The following is a 23,211-nucleotide window of genomic DNA, read 5'->3' on the forward strand; positions in this document are numbered from 1 at the left end:
TCGCAGGTCAGGCGAGAGGCAGGGCGCGGCCGAGGACCGCGAACGGGCGCGGGTCGCCGGTGAACTGGTAGTGCCGCAGCACGTCGACGAAGCCGACGCGGCGGTAGAGCTTCCACGCCTTGCTCGGCCCCTCGGGCGTGGACAGCAGCACGTGGGACGAACGCACACCCTCCATCAGGCGGCGCAACAGGTCCTCGCCGAGGCCACGACCCTGGGCGCGCGGCAGCACGTGGAGTTCGGTCAGCTCGAAGTAGTCCTCAAGCCATTCGTCGACCACGGTGGGCGGCGCGACGGCCGTCAGTCCGCGCCGGACCTGTTCGTGCCACCACTGACCAGCGGCGCCGCGGTAGCCGTAGCCGATGCCGACGAGCTCGTCGTGCTCCCCCACCGCCACGACGCAGCGCCAGTCCTCGCGCATCATGTGCGCGAGCCACATCGGGGCGCGCTGCTCGACGGTGCCGGGCGGGTAGTTCATCGCGGTCACGTACAGCGAGAGTGCTTCGCCGAGGCGGACGTTCAGCTCGGCGGCGGACATCTCGACGATGCGCTCCAGGCGCGGCGAGGCCGTCATGCCGACACCACCGCCACGCGGCCACCCGTGAGCGACACCAGTTCCGCGAAGGTCGTGGGGTACACGGCGTGTGGATGTCCCGCGGCGGCCCAGATCTCCTCGTAGCCGGCCAGCGTCTCGTCCACCACGGTCTCGATCGGCGTGGGGTGGCCGACCGGCGACACCCCGCCGATCACCTGACCCGTGTGCTCACGCACGAACTCCGGGTCTGCGCGCTTCACCGCGTCCGCACCGACGATTTCGGCCACCAGCGACGTGTCCGCCCGGTGCGCGCCGGAGGTCAGCACCAGCAGCGGGGCCGCCACGCCGTCGCGAATCGCGGCGAACAACAGGCTGTTCGCGATCGCGCCTACCTGCACACCCACCGCCTCTGCCGCGGCTGCCGCGGTCCGCACCGCGTCCGGCAACACGACGATGCGTTCGGCCGTGGCGGGTGGCAGGGCTTCCGCGACTTTGCGGATTCCGGGGTGTTCGAGCGCACTCACATCACCATCAGACCACGACTGGCCCCCACGTGGTGGGGCGGGTTGAGGAATCCATCGGCCTGCGGCTACGCTGAGAGCGACTCGAACATGTGTTCGAGTCGCACCATGCCTCGGAGGTGGGGTGGGGGAAGCACCCCACCTCCGAGAGCCGCCGGCTTCCCCTCGGCGGAGACGTCGTTCACCGACGCCACGAGGAGGCCGAGATGACAGCTGAGATTTCGAATCCGGCAGCCTTCCCCATCCCGTTGCCACCCGCATCCGCGCTCGCACTGCTGCGGCAGGCTCGCGACTCGCTCGCCGAGTCGGAACGCACACCTGAGCCGTCCGAGCGGTTCGCGACCGCCTACCTCGCCGCGCTGCGGGCCGCCGCCGCGGTGCTCGCCTTGCGCGGACGGCCCCACCGCGGGCGTTCGAGGCCGACCAGCGCGTGGGTGCTGCTCGCCGCGATCGCGCCGGAAATGCAGGAGTGGGCCGCTTTCTTCGCGTCGTGGTCGTCGACGCGGGCCGCTGTGCTCGCGGGAATCACCCGGCACGTCACCGCGCGCACGGCCGACGACCTGGTGCGCCAGACCGGTCAGTTCGTGACGCTCGTCGACCGCGTGATGAACGAGGCCAGGCGGTGAACGCTCTGGAAGTCCTGCAGCGCGAAGCCGACCTGCTCGCCATGTCCGCGATCGGCCAGCCACCGCACAAGGGCGTGCCGGCCTGTCCCGGTCTCAACCTCGGGGAGACGGTCCGGCACGTCGGCAGCGGCTATCGCATCGCCCTGGGGTGGATGACGCTCGGCCGGGAGCCCCAACCCGGCGAGTGGCAGGAGTATCCCGAGGAGGGCCAGGACCCGCTGGACTTCATGCGGACGGGCGCGGAGGCCGTGCTCGCCGAACTCACCGCGCACGACGAGCACGAGCCGTGCGCGACGTGGTGGCCCGTCCAGGAGACCTACGGGTTCTGGCGGCGGCGGCTCGCGCACGAAACCACCTTGCACCGCATGGACGTTCAGGGCGCCGCGGGTATGGAGGTCGGTGTCGTCACCGACGAGGTCGCGATCGACGGCGTCGACGAGGTGCTCGCGTTGTGGTTGGGGCACAAGCTGGACGTGCTCGGGGTGCGCGGGTCGCGGGACAGCCTGGTCGCGGTCCAGGTCGAGGATCACCTGTGGCTCACGCGCTGTGGTCCGCAAGGGGCGTCGGCCTGGCAGGTCGTCGACCCGGAGGACGCCCACCGCGCCGATGCACAGGTCACGGCCGATCCGATGACGATGTACCGCTGGTTGTGGGGACGACTGCCCGACCGGTTGGTCGAGGTGGTCGGCGACCACGACGCGATCGCGCAGCTGTGGGCGCTACTGCGGCTCGCGACCAAGTAACACCGACGCCGTCTCCCCGCCCGCTGCCGACAACAGCCGGTAGCGGGCGCGGCGGCCGTCGAGTTCCAGCAGTGCCACGGAGTTCCCGAAGTGCGGGCCGCTGGTCTTGCGCCAGCGCATCAGGTCCTTCGGCACGCCGACGAGGGTCGCGAGGCCGCGGAAGATCCACGCGGCGGCGCGGGACCACGACAGCCGGAAGATCGGCAGGAACACCTTCGGCGGCTCGTTGTGCACCGGCGAGCACACGAGCTGCGTGACCGTGGCCTTGGTGGGTGTGGGGAACTCGGCCTCGGCGACGTAGCTGTGGTGGACGTCGCCGGAGAGCACGGAAACCGTTGCGGCGCCGTTGTTCGCGACCTTCTCGATCATCCGGGTGAGCCGGTCGAACGACTCGCGGAACGCCGGCCAGTGCTCCAGGTCGGCCGCCTGCCGGATCTTCTCCGCGGCCCGGCCCTGCCAGCCCTTCTTGCGCGCGCCGACCTCGTTGAGGGACTGGAAGTGGCTGAGCGAGTGCGGCATCAGCCACGGCAGCGACGAGCCGATCAGCAGGTGGTCGTACTCGCCTTCGGCGTTGCGCTCGATCCACTCGAACTCTTCGTCGCTGACCATCTGCCGCTTGTCGCCTTCGAGGATGCGGCCGCAGCGCGTGTCGACCATCAGCAGCCTGGCGCGGCCGAAGTCGCGGCGGTAGCTCCACCACGTGGACTTGCGGCCCTGAGTCTCCTTGTCCGCTTCCTCGGCGAACTCCTCCAGCAACGGCAGAACGTCGGTGCCCTGAGCTTTCACCTTGGCGTACAAGGGATCCCTGGCGAGCTCGTTCGGGCCGAGGTTGCCGAGGTGCTGGTACACCCAGTAGGAGGCGATGGCGCCGCGGATCCTGTCGCGCCACCAGGGCTTGTCCGTCATCTCCTGGCGCCACACGGCGGAGGTGTTCCAGTCGTCGCGCACGTCGTGGTCGTCGAAGATCATCGAACTCGGGACGACCGACAGCAACCAGCGGATCTCCGGGTCGCCCCAGGTCTCGTGGTAGAGGTGGGCGTACTCGGCGAAGTGCACGACTTCACCGTCGGGCTCGTCCGTGTCGCGCCGGCGGTCGCGCAGCCACTGCTTGGTGGCCTCGGTGGGTTCGTCGGCGTAGACCTGGTCTCCCAACAGGATCAGCGCCTGCGGCCACTCTTCTTCCGGCGCGCTCATGAGGCGTTGCGCGAAGGCGTCGAGCGCGTCGGGGCCGACCGGCTGGCTCGGTGCGGCGCGGCACGACCCGAAGGCGATCCTGGTGACCTCACCGGTGCGGATCACTGGCTTGGGGAACTTGCTGTCGGGCTCCGGCCAGACCTTTTCCTGGCCGAGCTTCACGTCGTACTCGGTGCGCGGGCCCAGGTTCTCAAGCCTGACGAGGGCGAAGTGCTGGCCGCCGACCTGGAACGTCCGCGCGGTGTGCCCCGCGATCGTGACGTCGCACGACACGTCCGTCTCGACCCACACGGTCGCGGAAGTCTCGTTCACATGCCTGAGGAGCGGTCCGAGCACCAGCTTCGCCACCCGCGAGACAGTACCCTCGCACGCGTGGAAATCACGTTCGAGGCAGCCGATCCCTCCGCGCTGGCCGGGTTCTGGTCCGAGTTCGCCGGTGACGAGATCGAGCTGACGTTCGTGTGGAGCGACGCCCCGAAGATCGAGAAGAACCGGGTGCACCTCGACCTGGCCTCGTCGTCGCTCGAACACCAGGCGGACATCGTCGCGCGCGCCCTGAAGCTCGGCGCCGAACACGCCGACGTCGGACAGCGCGACGTGCCGTGGGTGGTGCTGCGCGATCCGCAGGGCAACGAGTTCTGCGTCCTGGAGCCGCGACCCGAGTACACCGGTGTGATCGCGGCCGTGGTCGTCGACTCACGGGATCCGCTGGCCTCGGCTCAGGCGACCGGGCATCCGGTGGTGCGCAGCGGCGACGGGTGGGCATCGGTGCGACCGGAGCCCGGACCGTGGCTGGAGTTCGTGCGGACCGACGACCCGGAGCCGATCACCAACCGCGTGCGCGTGCGGTGGGAGCCTGCGCCACTGCTCAACGACTGACGACAATCCCGCGACAGGCCGTCCGTCTCATCCGCCTCACAGGCGTGGGCTTCGACGTCCCGATGTTCCGCCTGCGGCGCCCCTCGTAGCGCTGACCAGCGCCAACGAACCGATATCCACTACATCAGCCAGCGGTCGCCCAACTGATATCCGATATATGGCCCACCGGACCGCGTCGACCCCGGTATCCGATATATCAGGCCATCGCACGGCGGTATCCGATATATCGCGCCCTGGACACGGCGATATCCGATATACCACCGCGACCTGCGGCGATATATCGGATATCGCGTATCGGATATTGCGTATTGCCTGGTTGCCGGCCGTGGGTCAGAGGGCGGCGAGGCGCTCCCGCAGCGTGTCGAGGCCCATCGAACCCATCTCCAGGGCCTCCTTGTGGAAGCGCTTGAGGTCGAAGTCCGCGCCCTTGCGAGCCCGCGCGTCCTCACGGGCGGCGAGCCAGAGCCGTTCGCCGATCTTGTAGGCCGGCGCCTGGCCCGGCCAGCCGAGGTAGCGGTCGATCTCGTCGCGGATGTGCGCGGGCTCGGAGAGCGTCCGGGTCATCATGAACTCCAGGCCCAGCTCCGGGGTCCAGCGCTCGCCGGGGTGGAAGCCGGTGCCGGCGGGGATCTCCAGCTCCAGGTGCATGCCGATGTCGATGATGACGCGGGCCGCGCGGAACAGGTGTGCGTCCAGCATGCCGAGCAGGTCGCCGTCGTCGTCGAGGTAGCCGAGCTCGCGCATGAGACGTTCCGCGTACAGCGCCCAGCCCTCGCCGTGACCCGACACCCAGCACATCAGGCGCTGGAAGTCGTTGAGCGTCTCCGACTGATACACCGCCGTCGCGCACTGCAGGTGATGCCCCGGCACACCCTCGTGATAGACCGTCGACGTCTCACGCCAGGTCGGGAACACCGACTTGCCCTCGGCGATCGACCACCACATGCGACCGGGCCGCGCGAAGTCAGCGGTCGGCGGCGTGTAGTACGCGCCGACACCACCGCCGGGCGGCGCGATGCGGCATTCGAGGTTCATCAACGCGTCCGGCAGGTCGAAGTGCACGTCGCGCAGGTCGAGCAGCGCCTTGTCGGACAGCTCCTGCATCCACGCCTGCAGCCCGCTCTGCCCGTGCACCTGGTAGCGCGGGTGCTGGTCGAGATAGGCAGCGGTCTCCGCGAGCGAAGCACCCGGCTTCAGCCGCGCCGCGACCTCCTTCATCTCGGCCTCGATGCCGAGGAACTCCTCCCAGCCCCACGCGTAGGCCTCGGCCAGGTCGAGCTTCGACCCGGTGAAGTAGCGCGAACCGAGCCGGTACCGCTCCTCGCCGACGGCGTCCTTCGTGGGCGCCTGGGGAGCCAGCGAAGTCCGCAGGAACGAAGCGAACTCCGCGTACGCAGAAGAAGCAGCGGCAGCACTGGCGTCGAGCGACGAACGCAGCGCGCCCTCGGCACCGGACGACTTCACGAACGAGCTGAAGAACGTCGAAGCCCAGACGTCGCACTGCTCGGCGACCCTGGTCACCTGACGCAGCGCGGAAACGTGACCACGGGAAGCGGCGTGCGAGAGAGAAGCTTGGAGGCCTTCCAAAGCAGCGGGCACGGCAGAAAGTCTGCGACCGATCGTGGCCCACTGTTCAGGTGTGTCCGTCGGCATCTGGTCGAAGATGTCGCGCACGGACTGAATCGGGCTCGCGATCACGTTCAACGACGACTCGACGAGCCCCGCCTCGTAGATCTCGTGCTCCAGGCCCACCCGCTCCAGGAACACGGCGCGCGCCGCGTCCTCCGAGGCATCCGCGGGCTGGGCCGCCGCGACGTCGGCGAGCGCGCGGACGGCGAGTTCGTCGCGCGCCGCGTGCCCTTCCGGCGAGAAGTCGGTCAGCTGGTCATCGGAACCCGCGAAGCCCATCGTGGTGGCCGTGATCGGGTCCAGCGCCACGTAGTCGCTGACGAACTTGTTGCTGATGAGGTGCACGGATGACATGTGCCGAGACGCTACCTCGCGCCTCGCGACGCCAAAAGGTAGTTAGTCAAGCTCACGACCAATGGCGGGGAACTGCGTCGTTTGGACCGTGCTGGCAGGATGTCCGCCGTGCGTCGATCCCGGGCCCTGCTCGTTCCGGTCTTCCTGCTGCTCACCTTGTTCTCGTTGAGCGGTTGCGTTCGCGTGTACGCGGCCATGGCCGTGTCCGACGACGATCGCATCTCGGGTGAGATCGTCGCGGCCACGCCACCCACGCAGGACAACGACCCCGGCCCTCAGCTGAAGGTGCCGCCGGAACTCGCGAGCCGCGTCACCACCAAGCCGTACCGGGTGGAGTCGTACGCGGGCACGCAGCTGTTCTTCAACGGCCTGTCGTTCGAGGAGATGCGCACGCTCTCCACCGCCACCAGCTCGTCGAACAGCCGGTACAGCCTGAACTTCCGCCGGTCGGGTGATCTTGTCACGCTCTCGGGGTCCGTCGACCTCACCCAGGTGCCCGTGGAACGCGCGGACATCCAGGTGAAGGTCAGCTTCCCCGGCAAGGTCGTGAACACCAACGGCCGCGAGGAGGAGAACAACACCATCGCGTGGTCTCCGAAACCCGGTCAGGCGTCGATGCTCCAGGCCACCGTGCAGTACGCGGGCGAGAACTCGGAGTCGTTCTTCGGCTGGGCACTGCTCGTCGCCGGGCTCACCGGCGGTGCCGCGCTGATCGTCGTCGTGCTCGCCCTCATCGCGCACAAGCGGAACGTGACGGTCTAGGCGCGCGTCACCAAACCCAAGCGCCCCAACACTTCCCGCGTCGCCTTCGACCGGTTCATCGTGTAGAAGTGCAGCGCCGGAACGCCTTCTTCGAGCAACCGCTGACACATCTCGGTCGCGATGTCGATGCCCGTCGCCCGGAAACCGGCCACGTCGTCGGCGTACGGCTCCAGCCTGCGCGCGATCTCCACCGGCAGGTCGGCGCCGGACAGCTCCACGATCTTGGACAACCCGCGCGGCGACAGCATCGGCATGATCCCCGGCAGGATCGCCGCCGAGCAGCCCGCGTCCGCCACCCGGTCACGCAGTCGCAGGAACGGCTCCGGCTCGTGGAACAGCTGCGCCACCGCGTAGTCCGCGCCGGCGTTGAGCTTGCGCAGCAAGTACTTCAGGTCCATGTCGAGGTCGCCCGAACGCGGGTGCCCGTACGGGAACGCCGCCACGCCGACGCAGAAGTCGCCGAGCTCCCGGACCAGCCGCACGAGCTCGTCGGCGTAGTTGAGACCCTCGGGGTGCGCGACCCACTCGCCCATCGGGTCGCCGGGAGGGTCGCCGCGCAGCGCCAGGATGTTGCGCACGCCGATCGCCGCGTACCAGCCGATCACGTTGCGCAGCTCGGCCACCGAGTGGTCGACGGCGGTCAGGTGCGCGACCGGCAGCAGCGTCGTCTCCTGCGCGATGCGGCCGGTGGCGCGGATCGTGCGGTCCCGGCGCGACCCGCCGGCTCCGTAGGTGATCGACACGAACGCGGGGTCGAGACCCTCCAGCTCGCGGACGGCCTTCCACAGGATCTTCTCGTCCTCGGCGTCCCGCGGCGGCAGGAACTCGACCGAGAATCTGGGGGCCGAGAGGCTTGAATTGCCCCGCAGCCGCTCCACCACCGACGTCATGCGACCAACCCTAGTGGTACTTCCGCTAGGTGAGACATCAGCTCACGATGTGGTACGCGGGCCCCGGCATGCGGGTGGTCCCCGACACAGCGGACCATGGGGGTGTGTCCCACCACCCGATCGACGTTGCCCTGCCCCAGCACGTCGAAGAAGCGTTGACCACGTACCTGGCCTCCCGGCGCGCGTCCGGCGAGGCGATGGACCCGAGCTTCGCGAGCGCGGTGGACGCGCTTTCCGATTTCGTGCTGGGCGGTGGCAAGCGCATCCGCCCGACCTACGCGTGGTGGGGCTGGCGCGCGGCGGGTGGCGACCCGGACGGTGAGCTCGCCGGCGAGGTCCTCACGGCGGTCAGCTCGCTGGAGCTGATCCAGGCGTGCGCGTTGATCCACGACGACCTCATGGACTCCTCCTCGGTGCGCCGGGGCAAGCCGACCGTGCACATCGCGTTCGGCGCGCGGCACCGCGAGCAGGGCTGGCTCGGCTCGTCGGAGCGGTTCGGCATGTCGGCGGCGGTCCTGATCGGCGACATCGCCCTGGCGTGGGCGGACGACATGCTCTTCGCCGCCGGGCTGCCGGCCGAGGTGCTGCGCCGGATGAGCGAGCCGTGGCGGGACATGCGCACCGAGATGCTCGCCGGCCAGTACCTCGACGTGCTGACGCAGGCGCAGGGCGACTCGTCCACGGACGCCGCGCTGCGGATCGACCGGCTCAAGACCGCGGCGTACACCGTCGAACGGCCGTTGCACATGGGTGCGGCGATGGCGGGCGGCTCACCGGAGCTCATCGACGGGCTGCGGGCGTTCGGTGCCGACATCGGCGTCGCGTTCCAGCTGCGCGACGACCTGCTCGGCGTGTTCGGCGACCCGGAGGTCACCGGCAAGCCCGCCGGTGACGACCTCGCCGAGGGCAAGCGCACGTTGCTCGTGGCCCTGGGCATGCAGTTCGGCGCCGATATATTGGATATCACTCTGGGCAAGCCCGACCTCGACCTCGACACCGTCGAGGAGGTCCGGCGGGCACTGGTGAAGGTCGGCGCCGTCGACGCCGTCGAGGAGCGCATCGAGGAGCTGACGAAGAGCGCACTGGCCGCGCTCGACGCCGCCCCGGTGGCCGAACCGGCCGCGACGAAGCTCGCCGACCTCGCGATCAGCTCGACCAAACGAGCCTTCTAAAGCTTGATCAGCTCCTCTCGACCGGTGCGGGCTTTGGATTGCCGGGGCTTTCGCGCCCTGTGCAACGATGTTCGCGCGATGGCAGCAACTCAGTCACTCCTCCGCTCGAGCTCCGAGGTGTCTCCACCGGAGCCCTCACCTGCCGTACGCGCGAACGCCGCCGCCCTCCCCGTCCGCACGACCGTGCTCGGTCTGCTGGGCGTGACGCTGATCGCGCTCGGAGGCCTGGGCGCGGGAGCGATCCCCGAGCACGACCCCCTGCTCGACCAGGCCGGGCTGAGCTGGCTGCGCTACGGCCACGGGCGCGATCTCGCGGGCATGGTGCTGTACCTGGGCCTCGGCCTCGTCATCTGGGCGTGGATCAGGCTCGGCAGGCTCGTGCTGCGAGGTGAGTCCGGCGGCTCCGCGGTGCTCACGGCGGTGACGGCCTGGACGTTGCCGCTGCTGTTCGCGCCACCGCTGTTCAGCAAGGACGTCTACAGCTATCTCGCGCAGGGCCAGCTCGCGCTGAGCGGCCACGACCCGTACGCGGTCGGACCCGCGGTGCTGCAGAGCGCGCTCAGCGAGAACGTCAGCGAGGTGTGGCAGAACGCGCCCGCGCCGTACGGGCCGTTGTTCATCCTGGTCGCCAAGGCGGTCGTGTGGATCACCGGCGGCAGCGTGGTCCTCGGCGTCATCGCGATGCGTCTCTCGATCGCCGGTGGGCTCGTGCTGCTGTGCCGGGCGCTGCCGGGTCTGAGCCGACACCTGGGCGGGAAGTCCGCGATCGCGCTGTGGCTGGTGGCGGCGAACCCGTTGCTGCTGATCCACCTGGTCGGAGGCGCGCACAACGACCTGTTGATGATCGGGCTGATGGCCGCGGGCGTGCTGCTGGTGCTCGACCGCAGGCATGTACTCGGCTTCGTGCTGCTCGGGCTCGCGTTCTCGGTGAAGGCGACGGCGGTCGTGATCGTGCCGTTCCTGGTCTGGATCTGGGCGGCACGGCTGGACGGCGACAAGCTCACCCGGTTCGGCAGGGCGCTGGTGCCGGGTGCGGCGGCGTTCCTCGGAACGTTCGCGGCCTGCACGCTGGTCGCCGGGGTGGGCGTCGGCTGGATCCCCGCGCTGAGCAACTCGTCGGTGATCATCAACTGGCTGTCGGTCCCGAGCGGGATCGGCGCCTTCGTGCGCATGGTCGTGAGCTGGTTCACCGACGTCGACGGCGGCATCTTCATCGGCGTCGCGCGGACGCTCGGCTGGGTCGTGCTCATCTGGGTCGCGTGGACGCAGTGGTGGACCGCGCGGGACGGCGACGTGAGCGACAACGTCCGGCGCGGCGCGGTGACGATGCTGGCCGTCGTACTGCTGTCCCCCACCACGCTGCCGTGGTACTTCAGCTGGCCGCTGGCGCTGGCAGCCGGGCTCATGTGGACAACGCGCGCGGTGGTGGCGGTGTCGCTCGCGTCGGTCTTCCTGCTGCTGGTGACGTTCCCGAACGGAGACACGGGCCTGTACTTCTGGAGCTACCTGTCCTTCGCACTCGGTGTGTCGGCGCTGGCGGCGTGGTCGTTGGTGGAGCCGGACCCGTTCGGCCTGTCCCTGCGCCGCGAATGAACGCCAATACATTGGATATCGCGTCCGCGTACGCCGCGTGCCGCCGGATCAACGCGCGCTACGGCAAGACCTTCTTCCTGGCCACGCGCCTGCTGAGGCCCGAACAGCGGCCGGCGGTGCACGCGCTGTACGCGTTCGCGCGATGGGCCGACGAGATCGTCGACGCCGCAGGGGTCGACGATCGCGCGGGTGAGCTCGACCGGCTGGAGCGGCTTCTGGACAAGGAGCCCGCGAACCCGGTGCTGCAGGCTCTGACGGACACGATGCGCCGTTACGACATCGACAGGGTGTTGTTCACCGACTTCCTCGCGTCGATGCGGATGGACCTCGACGTCACGGAGTACGCCGACCTCGACGCGCTCGGCGTCTACATGCACGGCTCGGCGGAGGTCATCGGGCTGCAGATGCTGCCGGTGCTCGGCACCGTCGTGCCCCGAGAAGAGGCCGCGCCACACGCGGCCGAGCTCGGGGTCGCGTTCCAGCTGACGAACTTCCTGCGCGACGTCGGCGAGGACCTCGACCGCGGCCGGGTCTACCTGCCGCAGGACGTCCTCGGTGCGCACGGCGTCGACCGCGACCTTTTGCAATGGGTTCGTGGCCATCGTCGCGCAAACGTCCGGGTGCAAAGGGCGCTCGACGACCTCGTCGCGCACTCGTATGCGATATATCAGTCGGCGCGACCTGGGATCGACATGCTGTCGCCGGTGTCGAGGCCTTGTATGCAGACGGCGTTCACGCTGTATCGCGACATCCTCGGCCTCGTGAGCTGCGAGGTGCTGTGGCGACGCGTGGCGGTGCCGAACTCGCGACGTCTCGCGGTGGCAGTGCCCGGTGTGGGCCGGGCACTGCTCGCACGCGCGTTGGTCAGATGAAGGCGGCTTTAGCTGCGTTGTCAGATGACGACGACGCCGACGATGTTGGACGTCGCGGTCGCGTAGACGCTCGTGCCGGGGAAGTAGAGGCGCAGATCCGCGGAGGCGTCGATGGTGAGCTTCGCGGTGAACGTCGAGTTCGGCTGGCAGTTCCTGGTGTAGATGTTGCTCCACACCGACGCACCGACCCTGACCTGCGCGAACACGTCGAGGCCGAGGGTGAGCTGACGCTCGCCGCCCTGGGCACCGAGCTTGCCCTTGATCTGGAGCTGGTTGCCCTTCTTGAGCTTGACCTTCGCGCCACCTGCGTCGAGTTCGAGCGTCGTGGGCTTCGCCTTCACCGCGGGCGCGGCGGAAGCCACCACCGGCGACAGCAGCAAGCCCAAAGCCGTGAAACCGGCGACAAGAGTCTTAGCGATCATGAGCAACAGTTGAGGGGTTCCGGACGCCTCTCGCCTGCGGAGACGCCCGGAACCGCCACATCGTGTGAACTAGAAGCCCATGGCTTGCGCCCGTCGCTTTACCTCACGCCCACGGTCTCCGCGCAATGCTTCGATCGGAGTGCCAGGGAGGCTCTCGTCCTCCGTGAAGAGCCAGCGCAGAATCTCGTCCGTGGAGAAGTTCTGGTCGCGCAGCACCGTGATGGTGCCCGGCAGACCCTTCACCACCGTTCCGGCGGCGAGGAACGCTTCGGGAACGACGAGGACGCCGTCGCGCCGCACGGCGAGCAGTTGCCCGTCGCGCAGCAGTTGCTGGACCCGGGTGACCGGAAGTCCCATTCGGTCGGCCACCTCGGGGAGAGGAAGAACCTCCAGGTCGGCAGCCAGTACATCCGCAGCGGCAGGAATCGCACTCACGGGGGTCACGATGCCATAACCGAACTGTGAACGCCCTTCCGCCAACCGGGTCATCCTGAGCTTTACCATCTCGCACTGTGGAGAGGTCGGTTTCGAACGTGATGGGTGGACTGCTCGAGCAGCGCTACCGGGTGGACTCCGTGCTCGCGCGCGGTGGCATGTCCACCGTCTATCGAGGTCGCGACACCCGCCTCGACCGCGATGTCGCGGTCAAGGTGATGGATCCGCACCTGACGGCGGACCCGGCGTTCGTCGCGCGCTTCGAGCGCGAGGCACGCGCGGCCGCGCAGTTGCATCACCCGGCCGTGGTGTCCGTGCACGACCAGGGCGTCGACGGTGACCAGGTGTACCTGGTGATGGAGCTGATCGACGGCGGCAACCTCCGTGACCTGCTGAACCAGCGCGGCAAGCTGCCGCCCGCGATCGCGTTGAGCGTGCTCGGGCCGGTGCTGTCGGCGCTGGGTGCCGCCCACCGCGCCGGGCTGGTGCACCGCGACGTGAAGCCGGAGAACGTGCTGATCGGCGCCGGTGGCCAGGTGAAGGTGGCGGACTTCGGGCTGGCCCGTGCGATCGCCGAGAACGGCGTCACGAGCGACAGCGAGATCCTCGGCACAGTGGCCTACCTGTCACCCGAACAGGTGGAGACCGGAGCCGCGGACGCGCGCAGTGACGTCTACTCGGCTGGAATCGTGCTCTACGAGATGCTGGCGGGTCAGGCGCCCTACCGCGGCGAGACGGCCATCTCCGTGGCCTACCAGCACGTGAACTCGGACGTCCCGTCGATCCCGGAGATCCCCCTCGCGCTCGACACGCTCGTGCGCAAGGCGACCCGGCGCGATCCGGGGCTGCGGCCGGCGAACGCCGACGCGTTCCTCTCCGAGCTCGAACGCGTGGGCGCTGAGCTGGGCCTCACGCCGCAGCCGGTGCCGGTTCCCGGCACGGCTCCCGAGAACGACAAGACCGTCATCATGAGACCGGTTCCGGTCGCGGTCGGCGCGACTCCGCCCTCGGTCGCCGAGGCGACCGGGCCGGTCAGCAAGTCGGCGATGCCGACAACGATCAACACCGGCCCGCCGACGCCGCCACCAGGCATTTCCGGCACGCGCACGATGGCGCGCCCGGAACAGCCGCGTCGTCGTCCCGCGCAGCGCAAGCCGAAGGTCGACCCGGTCGAGGAGGAGCGCAAGCGCCGCAAGAAGCTCTTCATCATCTGGGGCTCGATCATCGGCGTGGTGGCGCTGCTCGTCGGGTTGTTCTTCTGGTACCTCGGCGCGGGCCGCTGGACCGCCGTGCCGGAGGTCGCCGGACAGTCCGAGACGAACGCCGTGCGCCTGGTGAACAGCGCCGACCTCACGCCGTTGATCGACAAGGTGCCGTCGGACGACGTGCCGATCGGTCAGGTCATCAGTTCCGACCCCGCCAGCGGCACCGAGGTGCGCAAGAACGACAAGGTGAAGCTCATCGTGTCGCGCGGCAAGCCGGTGGTGCCGTTCATCAACGTCGGCGCCGAGGTGGACGCCGCGACCAAGGAGATCGAGGCGGCGGGCCTGAAGGCGGTCACGGACCCCACGAAGGACGCGTTCCACGACACTGTGCCGAACGGCAAGGTCGTCGCCCTGGACCCGCGCGCCGGCACGGCGCTCAAGATCAACAGTCCGGTGACCCTGGTGTTGAGCAAGGGCCCCGCGCCGCGCCGTCCGGTGCCGAACGTCCAGGGCAAGACGAAGGACGAGGCGTTCCTGGAACTGCAGCGCGCCGGTCTGGAACCGGTCGAGGCGACCGGCGAGGACGCCGCTCAGGGCGACGACGCACGGGTGGCGCGGACGGACCCGCCGGCGGGCACAGTGCTGGAGGGGAACGCGAACAAGCGCGTCACGGTCTTCTTCGTCGACAACCGCGAGGTCGAGGTCCCCGAGGTGACCAGGCTGAAGGTGCGCGAGGCCAAGGAGGAGCTCGAACGGGCCGGCCTGAAGGTGAAGGTCGAGTTCAACAAGAGCAACAACGCGACCGTCGTGAACCAGTCGATCCCGCCGCGCACGCGGGTGAAGCGCGGTACCGAGATCACCATCTTCGGTCTCTGACCAGGACGAACAGAAGGGCCCCGCGTTCTCGACGCGGGGCCCTTCGTTCTTCAGCTCGTCTTCAGGAAACTCCCCAAGAAGTGCTACGAGCGCAGCATCTCGGCGACGAGGAACGCGAGCTCGAGCGACTGCTGCGTGTTCAGGCGCGGGTCGCACGCCGTCTCGTAGCGGCCGGCGAGGTCGTCGTCGGAGATCTCCTGCGCGCCGCCCAGGCACTCGGTGACGTCCTCACCCGTGAGCTCGATGTGGATGCCACCGGGGTGGGTGCCCAGGCGCCGGTGCACCTCGAAGAAGCCCTGGACCTCGTCGACGATGCGGTCGAAGTGCCGGGTCTTGTAGCCGGTGCTCGACTCGTGGGTGTTGCCGTGCATCGGGTCGCACTGCCAGATGACCTTGTGGCCACTGGCCTCGACCTTCTCGATGATCGCCGGCAGCACATCGCGCACCTTCTGGTTGCCCATGCGCGAGATGAGCGTCAGGCGGCCCGGCTCGCCCCGCGGGTCGAGGCGCTCGACGTACTCGACCGCCATCTCCGGCGACGTGGTCGGGCCGATCTTGAGGCCGATCGGGTTCGCGAGCATCTCCGCGAACGCGATGTGCGCGCCGTCGAGCTGACGGGTGCGCTCGCCGATCCACACGAAGTGCGACGACAGGTCGTACAGCTTCGGCTGGTCACCGGTGGTGTCCAGACGCAGCAGCGCGCGCTCGTAGTCCAGCAGCAACGCCTCGTGCGACGCGAAGATCTCCGTGCCGTGCAACGACTGGTCGTTCACGCCGCACGCCGACATGAACTTCAGGCCGCGGTCGATCTCACCGGCCAGCGCCTCGTAGCGCTCGCCCGCGGGCGAGGTGCGCACGAAGTCGCGGTTCCAGTCGTGCACGCGGTGCAGGTCCGCCAGCCCCGCGCCGGTGAGGGCACGCAGCAGGTTCATGGCCGCGCCGGCGTTCGCGTAGGCGCGGATCATGCGGCCCGGGTCGGGGATGCGGGCCTCGGGAGTGGCGACCAGGGAGTTGATGATGTCGCCGCGGTAGGACGGCAGGCCGAGGGCGTCGATGTTCGACGAACGCGGCTTGGCGTACTGGCCGGCGATGCGGCCGACCTTCACCACCGGCAGGCTCGCGCCGTAGGTCAGCACCACGGCCATCTGCAGCAGGGTCCGGATGTTCGCGCGGATGTGCGGCTCGGTGTTGTCCGCGAACGTCTCCGCGCAGTCACCGCCCTGCAGAAGAAACGCCTCACCGTTCGCGACCTGCGCCAGTTGCGTGTGCAGCCGGTCGATCTCGGCGGGCACGGTGATCGGCGGCACGCTTTCCAGCACGGTCCGCACGCGACGCACCTGTTCGGCGTCGGGCCATTCGGGCTGCTGGGCGGCCGGACGCGACAGGGCGTCGTCCAGGCGCTTGCGCATCTCGGGAGGCAGCGGCGGAAGCTCGGGAAGCGTGTCGATGGGCACGTCCACGGTCCAGTTCACGCTGCTCATCCTAGTTGTCCCACACTGAGAGACCGGGTCGGGCCTGTCAGCTGTTCGGACCACGTTGACCTGACGGCCATCTGAGGGCGTTTCGCGGTGAAGTCTGTTACTTGTCAACTATCGGCCTCTGCCCTATTGAGACGACGCCCTGCATGATGTGGCCATGGACGCCACCCGATTGGATGACGGCACCGCGACCCGGCTGCTGGCCATCGCGATCGACAACATCCAGCGCGATCACCCGGTGCATTGGACGCACGTCATCGACGGCGACGACCGGCTGATACCGCAGCGGGTGCTGCACCCCGTTTTCGCCGGGTCCTTCGACTGGCACTCGTGCGTGCACCAGACGTGGCTCGCCGTTCGCCTGCTGCGGCTGCGGCCGTCGCTCTCGGGCGCCGACCTGGCCCGTGACGCCCTCGAAAAGCTGATCACGGAGGAGAACTGCGCCGTCGAGGCCTCGTTCTTCGCCTCGCCGGCGGGGCGGTACTGGGAGCGGCCGTACGGGTGGGCGTGGCTGCTGCTGCTCGACGCGGAGCTGCGGACCTCCGGGCTGCCGTGGTCGGTGGCGCCGATCGCGGAGGTGCTGCGCGACCGGTGGCTGGAGTGGATCTCGGCGGCGCGGCTGCCGATCCGGACCGGCACGCACAGCAACACCGCGTTCGCCACCGGGCTGGTGTTCGACGCCGCTCAGGTGAACGGCGACTTCGAGCTCGCCTCGGCGTGCATCGACGCTGCCCTGCGGTGGCACCGGGACGAGGCCGGGTACGGCGGGTTCGAGCCGGACGCCGCCGACTTCCTCTCCCCCGCGCTGACGACCGCCGACCTGATGCGGCGCGCACTCGACACGTCCGACTTCGGCGCCTGGCTGGACGCCTACCTGCCCGAGCTCGACTCGGAACGGTGGCGCGTGCTGCGCGAGCCCTTCCCGGTCGACGATCCCAGCGACCCCTACGGCTCGCACCTGGCCGGACTCGCCCTGTCCCGCGCCTGGAACTGGGGGGCGATCGCGGACTCACTGCCGGCCGGGCACCGGTACTCCGAACTGGCCCGGACCGCTTCCGCTGCACATCGCGAGGCCGGCTGGACCTACGTTTTCGGCGGGCACGGCTACATGGCAGATCACTGGCTCGGAACCTTCGCCGCCTACCTGGACGTGAAGGCCTTCTAACGCCGCGTCGCGATATCCAATACATCGGATATCGCACATCGACGCCAGCCCGCCGATGGTTCAGCGGCGATATATCACATGCCACATCCAATATATCGCCCGCCGACCGACCGGTATCCAATATATCGGCATCGCCGCAGCTCATGAACATCCCGCGACGACCGCCACAGGGCGCCACAGGACACGGCTCGAAGCAGGCGATATATCAGCTGGCGAGCCATATATTAGATATTGGATTTCGCACCCAACCCGACCCGGCTGCGACAGGCCGAGCCGGGCGCGACGCCGTGATGCCGATATCCGATATCCAATACATCGCGTGGCACCACGCGTGGCCGATATCCAGTATCCGATATATCGCGCGCCCAACGCACTCGGGCCGATATCCGATGTATTGCACATCGGATATCGGCCCGGGATCGAGCTGAACCTGGCGCGGATCAGGCGCCGAAGAAGACCTCGGCCTCTTCGTAGCGCTCCGCCGGCACGGTCTTGAGCTCGGCGGTCGCCTCGGACAGCTTCACGCGCACGATCTCGGTGCCGCGCAGCGCGACCATGGTGCCGAAGTCGCCGGCGGCGACGGCGTCCACGGCGTGCAGGCCGAAGCGTGTCGCGAGGACGCGGTCGTACGCGGTCGGCGTGCCACCGCGCTGGATGTGGCCGAGGATGGCCGCGCGGGACTCTTTGCCGGTGCGGTCCGCGATCTCCTCCGCGAGCCACTGGCCGACGCCACCGAGGCGGACGTGACCGAAGGCGTCGCGCTCGCCGGAGTGCAGCACCTCGGCGCCGCCCTCGGGAATCGCACCCTCGGCGACGACGATGATCGGCGCGAACTCGCGCTCGAAGCGGCGCTCGACCCAGTCGACGACCTTGTCGACGCTGAACGGGCGCTCGGGCACGAGGATGACGTTCGCGCCACCGGCGAGACCCGAGTGCAGCGCGATCCAGCCGGCGTGGCGGCCCATGACCTCGACGACGAGCGCACGGTGGTGCGACTCGGCCGTGGTGCGCAGGCGGTCGATCGCCTCGGTCGCGATGTGCACGGCCGTGTCGAAGCCGAACGTGTAGTCCGTGGCGCCGAGGTCGTTGTCGATCGTCTTCGGCACGCCGACGACGCCGATGCCGTCGTCGGTGAGGCGCTTGGCGACACCGAGGGTGTCCTCGCCGCCGATGGCGATCAGCGCGTCGATCTGGTTCTCCGCGATGACCTCGCGGATGCGGTCGACGCCGCCCTCGACCTTGTAGGGGTTCGTGCGCGACGAGCCCAGGATGGTGCCACCGCGGGTGAGGATGTCCTCGACGTCCGTGAGGCCGATCGGCTTGGTGAGGTTCTCGATCGGGCCCTGCCACCCGTTGCGGAACCCGACGATCTCCCAGCCGTGTGCCTTGATGCCCTTGCGGACCACGGCCCGGATCACGGCGTTCAAACCGGGGCAGTCACCACCGCCAGTGAGCACACCGATGCGCATCTGCTTGCCCAATCTCTCGTGTCCTGTGTCACTCAGACTTTCACGAGCTGGATCGGTGCAGCAATGCGGGTCTCACTTACCGGACGGGAAACCCGAGTTTCCGGCGGTGTTCCTCGATCACCTTCCACCGCGCGAGGTTGTGCCGCGCGTCGGCGAGGGCGTCGTGCGCGTCCGCTGGCGGGGCCGGCAGCTTGGGGCGGCCGACGTCGTCCCAGCGCTGGCGCAGGTCGCGGGTGAACCGCGGCAGGGCGCGCGGCAACGCCGGCATCGCACCCCACAGCTGGGCCAGGGCGACGTGGTCGTAGGCGGCGAACCACGCCCACAGCTCCACCTCGTCGCGGGCGGCGTTGCGGGCGCCGAGGAAGTCGAGCAGGTCCTCGCGGATGCGATCGCGGCTGCGCCACGCCTTGTCCGCGGGCGACGGCAGCTGGTTGAGAACGTTCTGCCGCACCCACGGACCCGCGCGCTCAGGGTCGAACTCGGTGGACACGGCGTAGAACTCGCGGCCTTCCTCGTCGACCACACCGATCGACACGAGGTCGATCGTCACCCCGTCCTCGATGAACTCACAGTCGTAGAAGAACCGCACCGCGACACCCTAGGGGTTGCGCTCAGCTCGCCTTCGACTCGGGCACCCGGTCGGCCGGCTTGGCCTGCTCCGGCACGTTCGCGGGCTGTTCCTTCGCCTTCGCCGCGTACACGTCGACGTACTCCTGACCGGATAGCTCCATCAACGCGTACATGATCTCGTCGGTGATCGACCGCAGCACGAACCGGTCGCCGGACAACCCCTCGTAGCGGGAGAAGTCGAGCGGCTTGCCGATCTTGATGCGGATCGGGTACGGCTTCCACATCCTCGAGCCGATGGGGTTCGCCTTGTCCGTGCCGAACATCGCCACCGGGATCACCGGCGCACCGGACTCCAGCGCGATCCACGCGACGCCGACCTTGCCCTTGTAGAGGCGGGCGTCGGGCGAGCGAGTGCCCTCGGGGTAGATGCCGAGCAGCTTGCCCTCACGCACGATCCGCACGCCGGTGTCGAGCGCTCCCTGCGCCGCCGACGCGCTGGACCGGTCGATCGGCACCTGGCCGACGCCGGAGAAGAACCACTTCTGCAGCTTGCCCTTGAGCCCCGTGCCGGTGAAGTACTCGATCTTGGCGGGGAACGTCACCCGCCGCGACAACATCAGCGGCAGGAAGAAGGAGTCGGAGACGGCGAGGTGGTTGCTCGCCAAGATGGCGCCGCCGTCCTTCGGGATGTTCTCGGCGCCCTCGATGATCTTCGGCTGGAAGAACAGCCGGAGAATCGGTCCCAGGAGGACGTGCTTCATCAACCAGTACAGCACCGTGGGAAGCGCCTCCCTAGCCACCGCGAACCTTGATCCCACCAGTCAGCCTACGGAGGCGACCGCTCCTCACACAACGAGTCCCAAGGTAGTGCGTCACGGCCGTGACTGAGCCGACTGCCGTAACCCGCAACACATCCCGCCCGTGCAACGATGAGGGGTCAGAGGGTTGCGGCACATGGAGAGGCTCTGGATGAACGCCCGGCGCGACTCGACCGACGGCCCGGAGAACGTCGACGAGCTCTTTGCCGAGATCGTCGCGGGTCTCGAACGGGACGGGGTCGGCAAGGACTGGCTCGACCTCGACGAGGCGGGCCCGAAGGACCTCGACGACGACTTGAGGCCGACGGATCTCAAGGCACGGGACGACTCGGCCGACGACATCCTCTCCGAACCCGATGACGAGCCCGAACGGCGCGACCGCGACGACGAGGGCCATTACGTGCCGCCGGAGCCGCCGCCGTTCCCGGTGCTGCGCGCGTCCACGATCGCGGCGCTCGGCCTGTTCGTGCTGGGCATCGTGCTGCTCGTCGCCCCCGGCGTCTTCGGCCTGCAGTCGCGCATCGGCACGCCGCTCTCACTCGTGGCCCTGTGCGCGGGCGTCGGCTGGCTGATCCTGCGCATGCGCAACACCCCGCCGCCCGACTCCGGATGGGACGACGGCGCCCAGGTGTGACACGTCACGTCCCACTTGGTAACAACGTGATAACGGCCACTCAAACCTTCAGATAACGATTCGGTCATGCCTACCGTGTCCGCATGGACCAGATGCAGCACCTGATGATGGCCCGCGCCATGGCGACCCTGAGCAAGAAGGACGCGGAGCGCGCCAAGCGCCGCCGCCCGCGCATCCTGCGCGTGCTCGGCCGCTGACCCAGGCCCCACCCGGAGCACTCCCGGCACTCGACCGATCCGCTCCCACCCAGCTCGAGCTGACGCAGGCGTCCCCCGCGAAGGGGGACCCCTTGCTTTCATTCTCCTCGCGACGACCGACAGTCCCGCGGCCCCCGACGGCCCGAAGCGGGCATTTCAGACAGGATGTTCGCGGCGGGCGAACAGACCCCGACACGCCCGCCGCGACGTCCCTCAACCCCACGCCGTCGCAACCCAGGCGACCCGGACTGAGTCCGTCACCGCCGCATTCGAGCTGTCAGCCAGACCTCACAGCCACGAGAAGCCCGCTGCACCCGGTCGCCAAGCCCAGGTGCAGCGGGCTTCGGCGCATTCCTCATGACCGCGGTCGCGGCCCGTGTCCCCCGACAAGACAGGTTGTTGTCGGCCGACCGGCCATTAGTGGTTCGAAGGGATGGTTGTCGATCACGGCACCGGTCACGTTGGACGCATCAACCGCGCTGATGAGGGCTGGGACCATGATCCGACACACCGAAGTGGACGGCGTGCCGACCGTGATCGCGCCGGCCCGGGGCCCGATGCGGGCCGGACTGGTGTTCCGCGTCGGCATGGCCGACGAAACGCTGGTCACCTCCGGCATCACCCACCTCGTGGAACACCTGGCACTCAGCGGGTTCGAGCTACCAGGCCACCACGCCAACGGTGAGACGCGGATGATCAACACCCACTTCTACGCGCAGGGCTCGCCGACCGACGTCAGCACGTTCCTGACGCGCACCTGCGACGCACTCACCTCGCTCCCGATCGACCGGCTGGAGACGGAGAAGACGATCGTGCGCACCGAGGCCGCGAGCCGCGGCACCGGGGCGGACTGGAACATGCCGGTCTGGCGCTACGGCGCACAGGGCTACGGACTGGTGGGCGGCAGCGAGTTCGGGGTCGAGACGCTGCGGCCGGAGACGGTCCTCCAGTGGGCCGCGGAGTGGTTCACCCGCGAGAACGCGGTGTTGTGGATCGCCGGTGACGACGTGCCCAGCGGACTGCGTCTGCGACTGCGCGGCGGAGTTCGCCGTCCCACACCGCCTGTGACGTCGGCACTCCCGCTCACGCCCGCCTACTACGCCGACGGGAGCGGGCAGGTGACGATGGACGCGGTCGTGTCGCGTTCCGTCACGGCACACGTGCTCGCGACAGTCCTAGAGCGCCGGTTGTTCCAGGGCCTGCGACAGGAACGGGGCGGGTCGTACACGGCCACGGCGTCCTACCGCGCCCGCGACGCCGAGAACGGGATCATCACCGCACTCGCCGACGCCCTGCCGGAGAAGCAGGACGTCGTGGTGCACGGCTTCCTCGAAGTGCTGACCGCGCTGAAGGCCGGCCACATCGCGGTCGCCGACGTCGACGCGGGCAAGGCGCGACTGACGAACCTGCTCTCCGATCCCGACTTCGAGGCGGCCATCCTGCCCAGCAACGCCGCCGACCTCCTCACCGGCAGGCCGATCTCGACCGTCGAGCAGTGGCGCGCCGAAACGGAGGCCGTGACCGCGGCCGGCGTGCACGCGACCGCCGTCGAGGCGATGGCGTCGGCGCTGCTGCAACTCCCGGACGGGTACACGGCGGACTGGGCCGGGTTCGCACGGGCCCCGATGTTCTCCCCGTCCGCGGTGGAAGGGATCCGGTACGCCTCACGGGAGTCCACCGAGGTGAGTCTTGTCGTCGGTGGTGGCGGCGTCAGCCTGCTCACGCCTGACGGGCCCGTGACGGTCCGGTACGACCAGTGCGTGGCGGCAGAAGCATGGCCACATGGCGCACGCCGGCTTGTCGGCGCCGACGGCATGATCGTCTCCGTCGACCCGTCCCGCTTCGCCATCGATCCACGGGCGACCGCGATGATCGACGCCGGTACGCCGTTCTCGGTGATGATCTGGAGGCCGCCGATCCAGGTGGAAGCAGCTGCTCAGGCCGCCACCGGCCGGCCGCCCGCGCGTTCCTGGCTGCGGACCACGGGCCGGGTGCTGACCTGGACGGTGTTCGTGGCGTGGCTCCTGTTCGCGCTTCTCGCGACGGTCGGCATGGCCGGCAAGGACGACGCGGGAGTCAGCGGCTGGATCGGCGTCGCGGTCGTCTGGTTCGTCGGCTGGCCGTTCAGGAACGCGCTGTTCCGGAACGTGCGGAAGCTCCGAACAGCTGCCTGAA

Annotated in this window: 22 protein-coding genes; 11 read left to right on the forward strand and 11 right to left on the reverse strand. The window is 69.0% G+C overall.

Annotation, left to right across the window (positions count from 1 at the left end; all coding sequences use genetic code 11):
• Positions 1 to 7: 7 nt before the first annotated feature.
• Together LFM09_RS23335 and LFM09_RS23340 are read right to left on the reverse strand one after the other, a co-directional pair.
• Entirely contained in the window at positions 8 to 571 is a 564-nt protein-coding gene (locus tag LFM09_RS23335) for a GNAT family N-acetyltransferase (RefSeq protein ID WP_414098657.1), read from the reverse strand.
• Entirely contained in the window at positions 568 to 1,056 is a 489-nt protein-coding gene (locus LFM09_RS23340) for a YbaK/EbsC family protein (RefSeq protein WP_414098658.1), read from the reverse strand. Before LFM09_RS23340 ends, LFM09_RS23335 begins: the two co-directional genes overlap by 4 nt.
• Before the next feature lie 203 nt (positions 1,057 to 1,259).
• On the opposite strand from LFM09_RS23340, the gene LFM09_RS23345 reads away from it, so the two are divergent.
• Positions 1,260 to 1,679 carry an SAV_6107 family HEPN domain-containing protein gene (locus tag LFM09_RS23345; protein ID WP_414098659.1) on the forward strand — a complete coding sequence of 140 codons (420 nt, stop codon included), beginning with the start codon at positions 1,260 to 1,262 and terminating at the stop codon, positions 1,677 to 1,679.
• Entirely contained in the window at positions 1,676 to 2,422 is a 747-nt protein-coding gene (locus tag LFM09_RS23350) for a maleylpyruvate isomerase N-terminal domain-containing protein (RefSeq protein WP_414098660.1), read from the forward strand. Before LFM09_RS23345 ends, LFM09_RS23350 begins: the two co-directional genes overlap by 4 nt.
• Here LFM09_RS23350 and LFM09_RS23355 read toward each other — a convergent pair.
• On the reverse strand, positions 2,399 to 3,964 hold the full coding sequence (locus tag LFM09_RS23355) for an alkaline phosphatase D family protein (RefSeq protein ID WP_414098661.1): 1,566 nt from the start codon (positions 3,962 to 3,964) through the stop codon (positions 2,399 to 2,401). The two genes, LFM09_RS23350 and LFM09_RS23355, sit on opposite strands and share 24 nt — an antisense overlap.
• Positions 3,965 to 3,988: 24 nt before the next feature.
• Here LFM09_RS23355 and LFM09_RS23360 point away from each other — a divergent pair, with 24 nt between their 5' ends.
• Complete coding sequence (locus LFM09_RS23360) at positions 3,989 to 4,495, forward strand: VOC family protein (protein WP_414098662.1); 507 nt, start codon at positions 3,989 to 3,991, stop codon at positions 4,493 to 4,495.
• Between the two features lie 330 nt (positions 4,496 to 4,825).
• Here the strand turns inward: LFM09_RS23360 and LFM09_RS23365 are convergent, their stop codons facing one another.
• Positions 4,826 to 6,478, reverse strand: coding sequence for a DUF885 domain-containing protein (locus tag LFM09_RS23365; protein ID WP_414098663.1), 1,653 nt, complete (start codon positions 6,476 to 6,478; stop codon positions 4,826 to 4,828).
• Between the two features lie 99 nt (positions 6,479 to 6,577).
• Here LFM09_RS23365 and LFM09_RS23370 point away from each other — a divergent pair, with 99 nt between their 5' ends.
• Positions 6,578 to 7,240, forward strand: coding sequence for a DUF3153 domain-containing protein (locus tag LFM09_RS23370; RefSeq protein WP_414098664.1), 663 nt, complete (start codon positions 6,578 to 6,580; stop codon positions 7,238 to 7,240).
• Here LFM09_RS23370 and metF read toward each other — a convergent pair.
• On the reverse strand, positions 7,237 to 8,130 hold the full coding sequence (metF, locus tag LFM09_RS23375) for a methylenetetrahydrofolate reductase [NAD(P)H] (RefSeq protein WP_414098665.1): 894 nt from the start codon (positions 8,128 to 8,130) through the stop codon (positions 7,237 to 7,239). The genes LFM09_RS23370 and metF overlap by 4 nt on opposite strands.
• 68 nt (positions 8,131 to 8,198) lie before the next feature.
• Between metF and LFM09_RS23380 the strand changes: the two genes are divergently transcribed.
• The 3 genes from LFM09_RS23380 to LFM09_RS23390 all read left to right on the forward strand — a co-directional run bounded on the left by LFM09_RS23380 (position 8,199) and on the right by LFM09_RS23390 (position 11,767).
• A complete protein-coding gene (locus LFM09_RS23380) occupies positions 8,199 to 9,302 on the forward strand; it encodes a polyprenyl synthetase family protein (protein ID WP_414098877.1) in 1,104 nt (367 codons plus the stop codon).
• A 78-nt stretch (positions 9,303 to 9,380) separates the two neighbouring features.
• Positions 9,381 to 10,895: a polyprenol phosphomannose-dependent alpha 1,6 mannosyltransferase MptB gene (mptB, locus tag LFM09_RS23385; RefSeq protein WP_414098666.1), complete on the forward strand. Its 1,515-nt coding sequence runs from the start codon at positions 9,381 to 9,383 to the stop codon at positions 10,893 to 10,895.
• Positions 10,892 to 11,767, forward strand: a complete 876-nt coding sequence (locus LFM09_RS23390) for a phytoene/squalene synthase family protein (RefSeq protein WP_414098667.1) — start codon at positions 10,892 to 10,894, stop codon at positions 11,765 to 11,767. The genes mptB and LFM09_RS23390 overlap by 4 nt, the downstream gene beginning before the upstream one ends.
• Before the next feature lie 20 nt (positions 11,768 to 11,787).
• Here the strand turns inward: LFM09_RS23390 and LFM09_RS23395 are convergent, their stop codons facing one another.
• Positions 11,788 to 12,189 (reverse strand): hypothetical protein, encoded by a 402-nt coding sequence (locus tag LFM09_RS23395; RefSeq protein WP_414098668.1) that lies wholly within the window; start codon positions 12,187 to 12,189, stop codon positions 11,788 to 11,790.
• A gap of 69 nt (positions 12,190 to 12,258) precedes the next feature.
• On the reverse strand, positions 12,259 to 12,624 hold the full coding sequence (locus LFM09_RS23400; protein ID WP_414098669.1) for an Rv2175c family DNA-binding protein: 366 nt from the start codon (positions 12,622 to 12,624) through the stop codon (positions 12,259 to 12,261).
• A gap of 77 nt (positions 12,625 to 12,701) precedes the next feature.
• Between LFM09_RS23400 and pknB the strand changes: the two genes are divergently transcribed.
• Complete coding sequence (gene pknB, locus LFM09_RS23405; protein WP_414098670.1) at positions 12,702 to 14,705, forward strand: Stk1 family PASTA domain-containing Ser/Thr kinase; 2,004 nt, start codon at positions 12,702 to 12,704, stop codon at positions 14,703 to 14,705.
• A gap of 83 nt (positions 14,706 to 14,788) precedes the next feature.
• On the opposite strand, the gene LFM09_RS23410 is transcribed toward pknB, so the two are convergent.
• Complete coding sequence (locus LFM09_RS23410; protein ID WP_414098671.1) at positions 14,789 to 16,177, reverse strand: class II 3-deoxy-7-phosphoheptulonate synthase; 1,389 nt, start codon at positions 16,175 to 16,177, stop codon at positions 14,789 to 14,791.
• Between the two features lie 163 nt (positions 16,178 to 16,340).
• Here LFM09_RS23410 and LFM09_RS23415 point away from each other — a divergent pair, with 163 nt between their 5' ends.
• Positions 16,341 to 17,348 (forward strand): DUF2891 domain-containing protein, encoded by a 1,008-nt coding sequence (locus LFM09_RS23415; RefSeq protein ID WP_414098672.1) that lies wholly within the window; start codon positions 16,341 to 16,343, stop codon positions 17,346 to 17,348.
• A gap of 440 nt (positions 17,349 to 17,788) precedes the next feature.
• Here LFM09_RS23415 and LFM09_RS23420 read toward each other — a convergent pair whose 3' ends face one another.
• The 3 genes from LFM09_RS23420 to LFM09_RS23430 form a co-directional block, all read right to left on the reverse strand.
• Complete coding sequence (locus LFM09_RS23420; protein WP_414098878.1) at positions 17,789 to 18,817, reverse strand: 6-phosphofructokinase; 1,029 nt, start codon at positions 18,815 to 18,817, stop codon at positions 17,789 to 17,791.
• A 76-nt stretch (positions 18,818 to 18,893) separates the two neighbouring features.
• A complete protein-coding gene (locus LFM09_RS23425; RefSeq protein WP_414098673.1) occupies positions 18,894 to 19,406 on the reverse strand; it encodes a polyadenylate-specific 3'-exoribonuclease AS in 513 nt (170 codons plus the stop codon).
• Positions 19,407 to 19,428: 22 nt separating this feature from the next.
• Positions 19,429 to 20,163, reverse strand: coding sequence for a lysophospholipid acyltransferase family protein (locus LFM09_RS23430; RefSeq protein ID WP_414098879.1), 735 nt, complete (start codon positions 20,161 to 20,163; stop codon positions 19,429 to 19,431).
• Positions 20,164 to 20,341: 178 nt separating this feature from the next.
• Here LFM09_RS23430 and LFM09_RS23435 point away from each other — a divergent pair, with 178 nt between their 5' ends.
• Positions 20,342 to 20,839, forward strand: coding sequence for a hypothetical protein (locus LFM09_RS23435; protein ID WP_414098674.1), 498 nt, complete (start codon positions 20,342 to 20,344; stop codon positions 20,837 to 20,839).
• A 694-nt stretch (positions 20,840 to 21,533) separates the two neighbouring features.
• On the forward strand, positions 21,534 to 23,210 hold the full coding sequence (locus LFM09_RS23440) for a M16 family metallopeptidase (RefSeq protein ID WP_414098675.1): 1,677 nt from the start codon (positions 21,534 to 21,536) through the stop codon (positions 23,208 to 23,210).
• Position 23,211 lies beyond the last annotated feature (1 nt).

It is taken from the genome of Lentzea alba (genome assembly GCF_047445655.1).
In the GTDB taxonomy this organism is placed as follows: domain Bacteria; phylum Actinomycetota; class Actinomycetes; order Mycobacteriales; family Pseudonocardiaceae; genus Lentzea; species Lentzea alba_A.

Coding starts and splice junctions, on each gene's coding strand:
- LFM09_RS23395 (WP_414098668.1), bottom strand. CDS start 12,189: ATGATCGCTAAGACTCTTGTCGCCGGTTTCACGGCTTTGGGCTTGCTG.
- LFM09_RS23370 (WP_414098664.1), top strand. CDS start 6,578: ATGTCCGCCGTGCGTCGATCCCGGGCCCTGCTCGTTCCGGTCTTCCTG.
- LFM09_RS23335 (WP_414098657.1), bottom strand. CDS start 571: ATGACGGCCTCGCCGCGCCTGGAGCGCATCGTCGAGATGTCCGCCGCC.
- LFM09_RS23435 (WP_414098674.1), top strand. CDS start 20,342: ATGGAGAGGCTCTGGATGAACGCCCGGCGCGACTCGACCGACGGCCCG.
- LFM09_RS23415 (WP_414098672.1), top strand. CDS start 16,341: ATGGACGCCACCCGATTGGATGACGGCACCGCGACCCGGCTGCTGGCC.
- LFM09_RS23380 (WP_414098877.1), top strand. CDS start 8,199: ATGCGGGTGGTCCCCGACACAGCGGACCATGGGGGTGTGTCCCACCAC.
- metF (WP_414098665.1), bottom strand. CDS start 8,130: ATGACGTCGGTGGTGGAGCGGCTGCGGGGCAATTCAAGCCTCTCGGCC.
- LFM09_RS23365 (WP_414098663.1), bottom strand. CDS start 6,478: ATGTCATCCGTGCACCTCATCAGCAACAAGTTCGTCAGCGACTACGTG.
- LFM09_RS23345 (WP_414098659.1), top strand. CDS start 1,260: ATGACAGCTGAGATTTCGAATCCGGCAGCCTTCCCCATCCCGTTGCCA.
- LFM09_RS23390 (WP_414098667.1), top strand. CDS start 10,892: ATGAACGCCAATACATTGGATATCGCGTCCGCGTACGCCGCGTGCCGC.
- mptB (WP_414098666.1), top strand. CDS start 9,381: ATGGCAGCAACTCAGTCACTCCTCCGCTCGAGCTCCGAGGTGTCTCCA.
- LFM09_RS23440 (WP_414098675.1), top strand. CDS start 21,534: ATGATCCGACACACCGAAGTGGACGGCGTGCCGACCGTGATCGCGCCG.
- LFM09_RS23420 (WP_414098878.1), bottom strand. CDS start 18,817: ATGCGCATCGGTGTGCTCACTGGCGGTGGTGACTGCCCCGGTTTGAAC.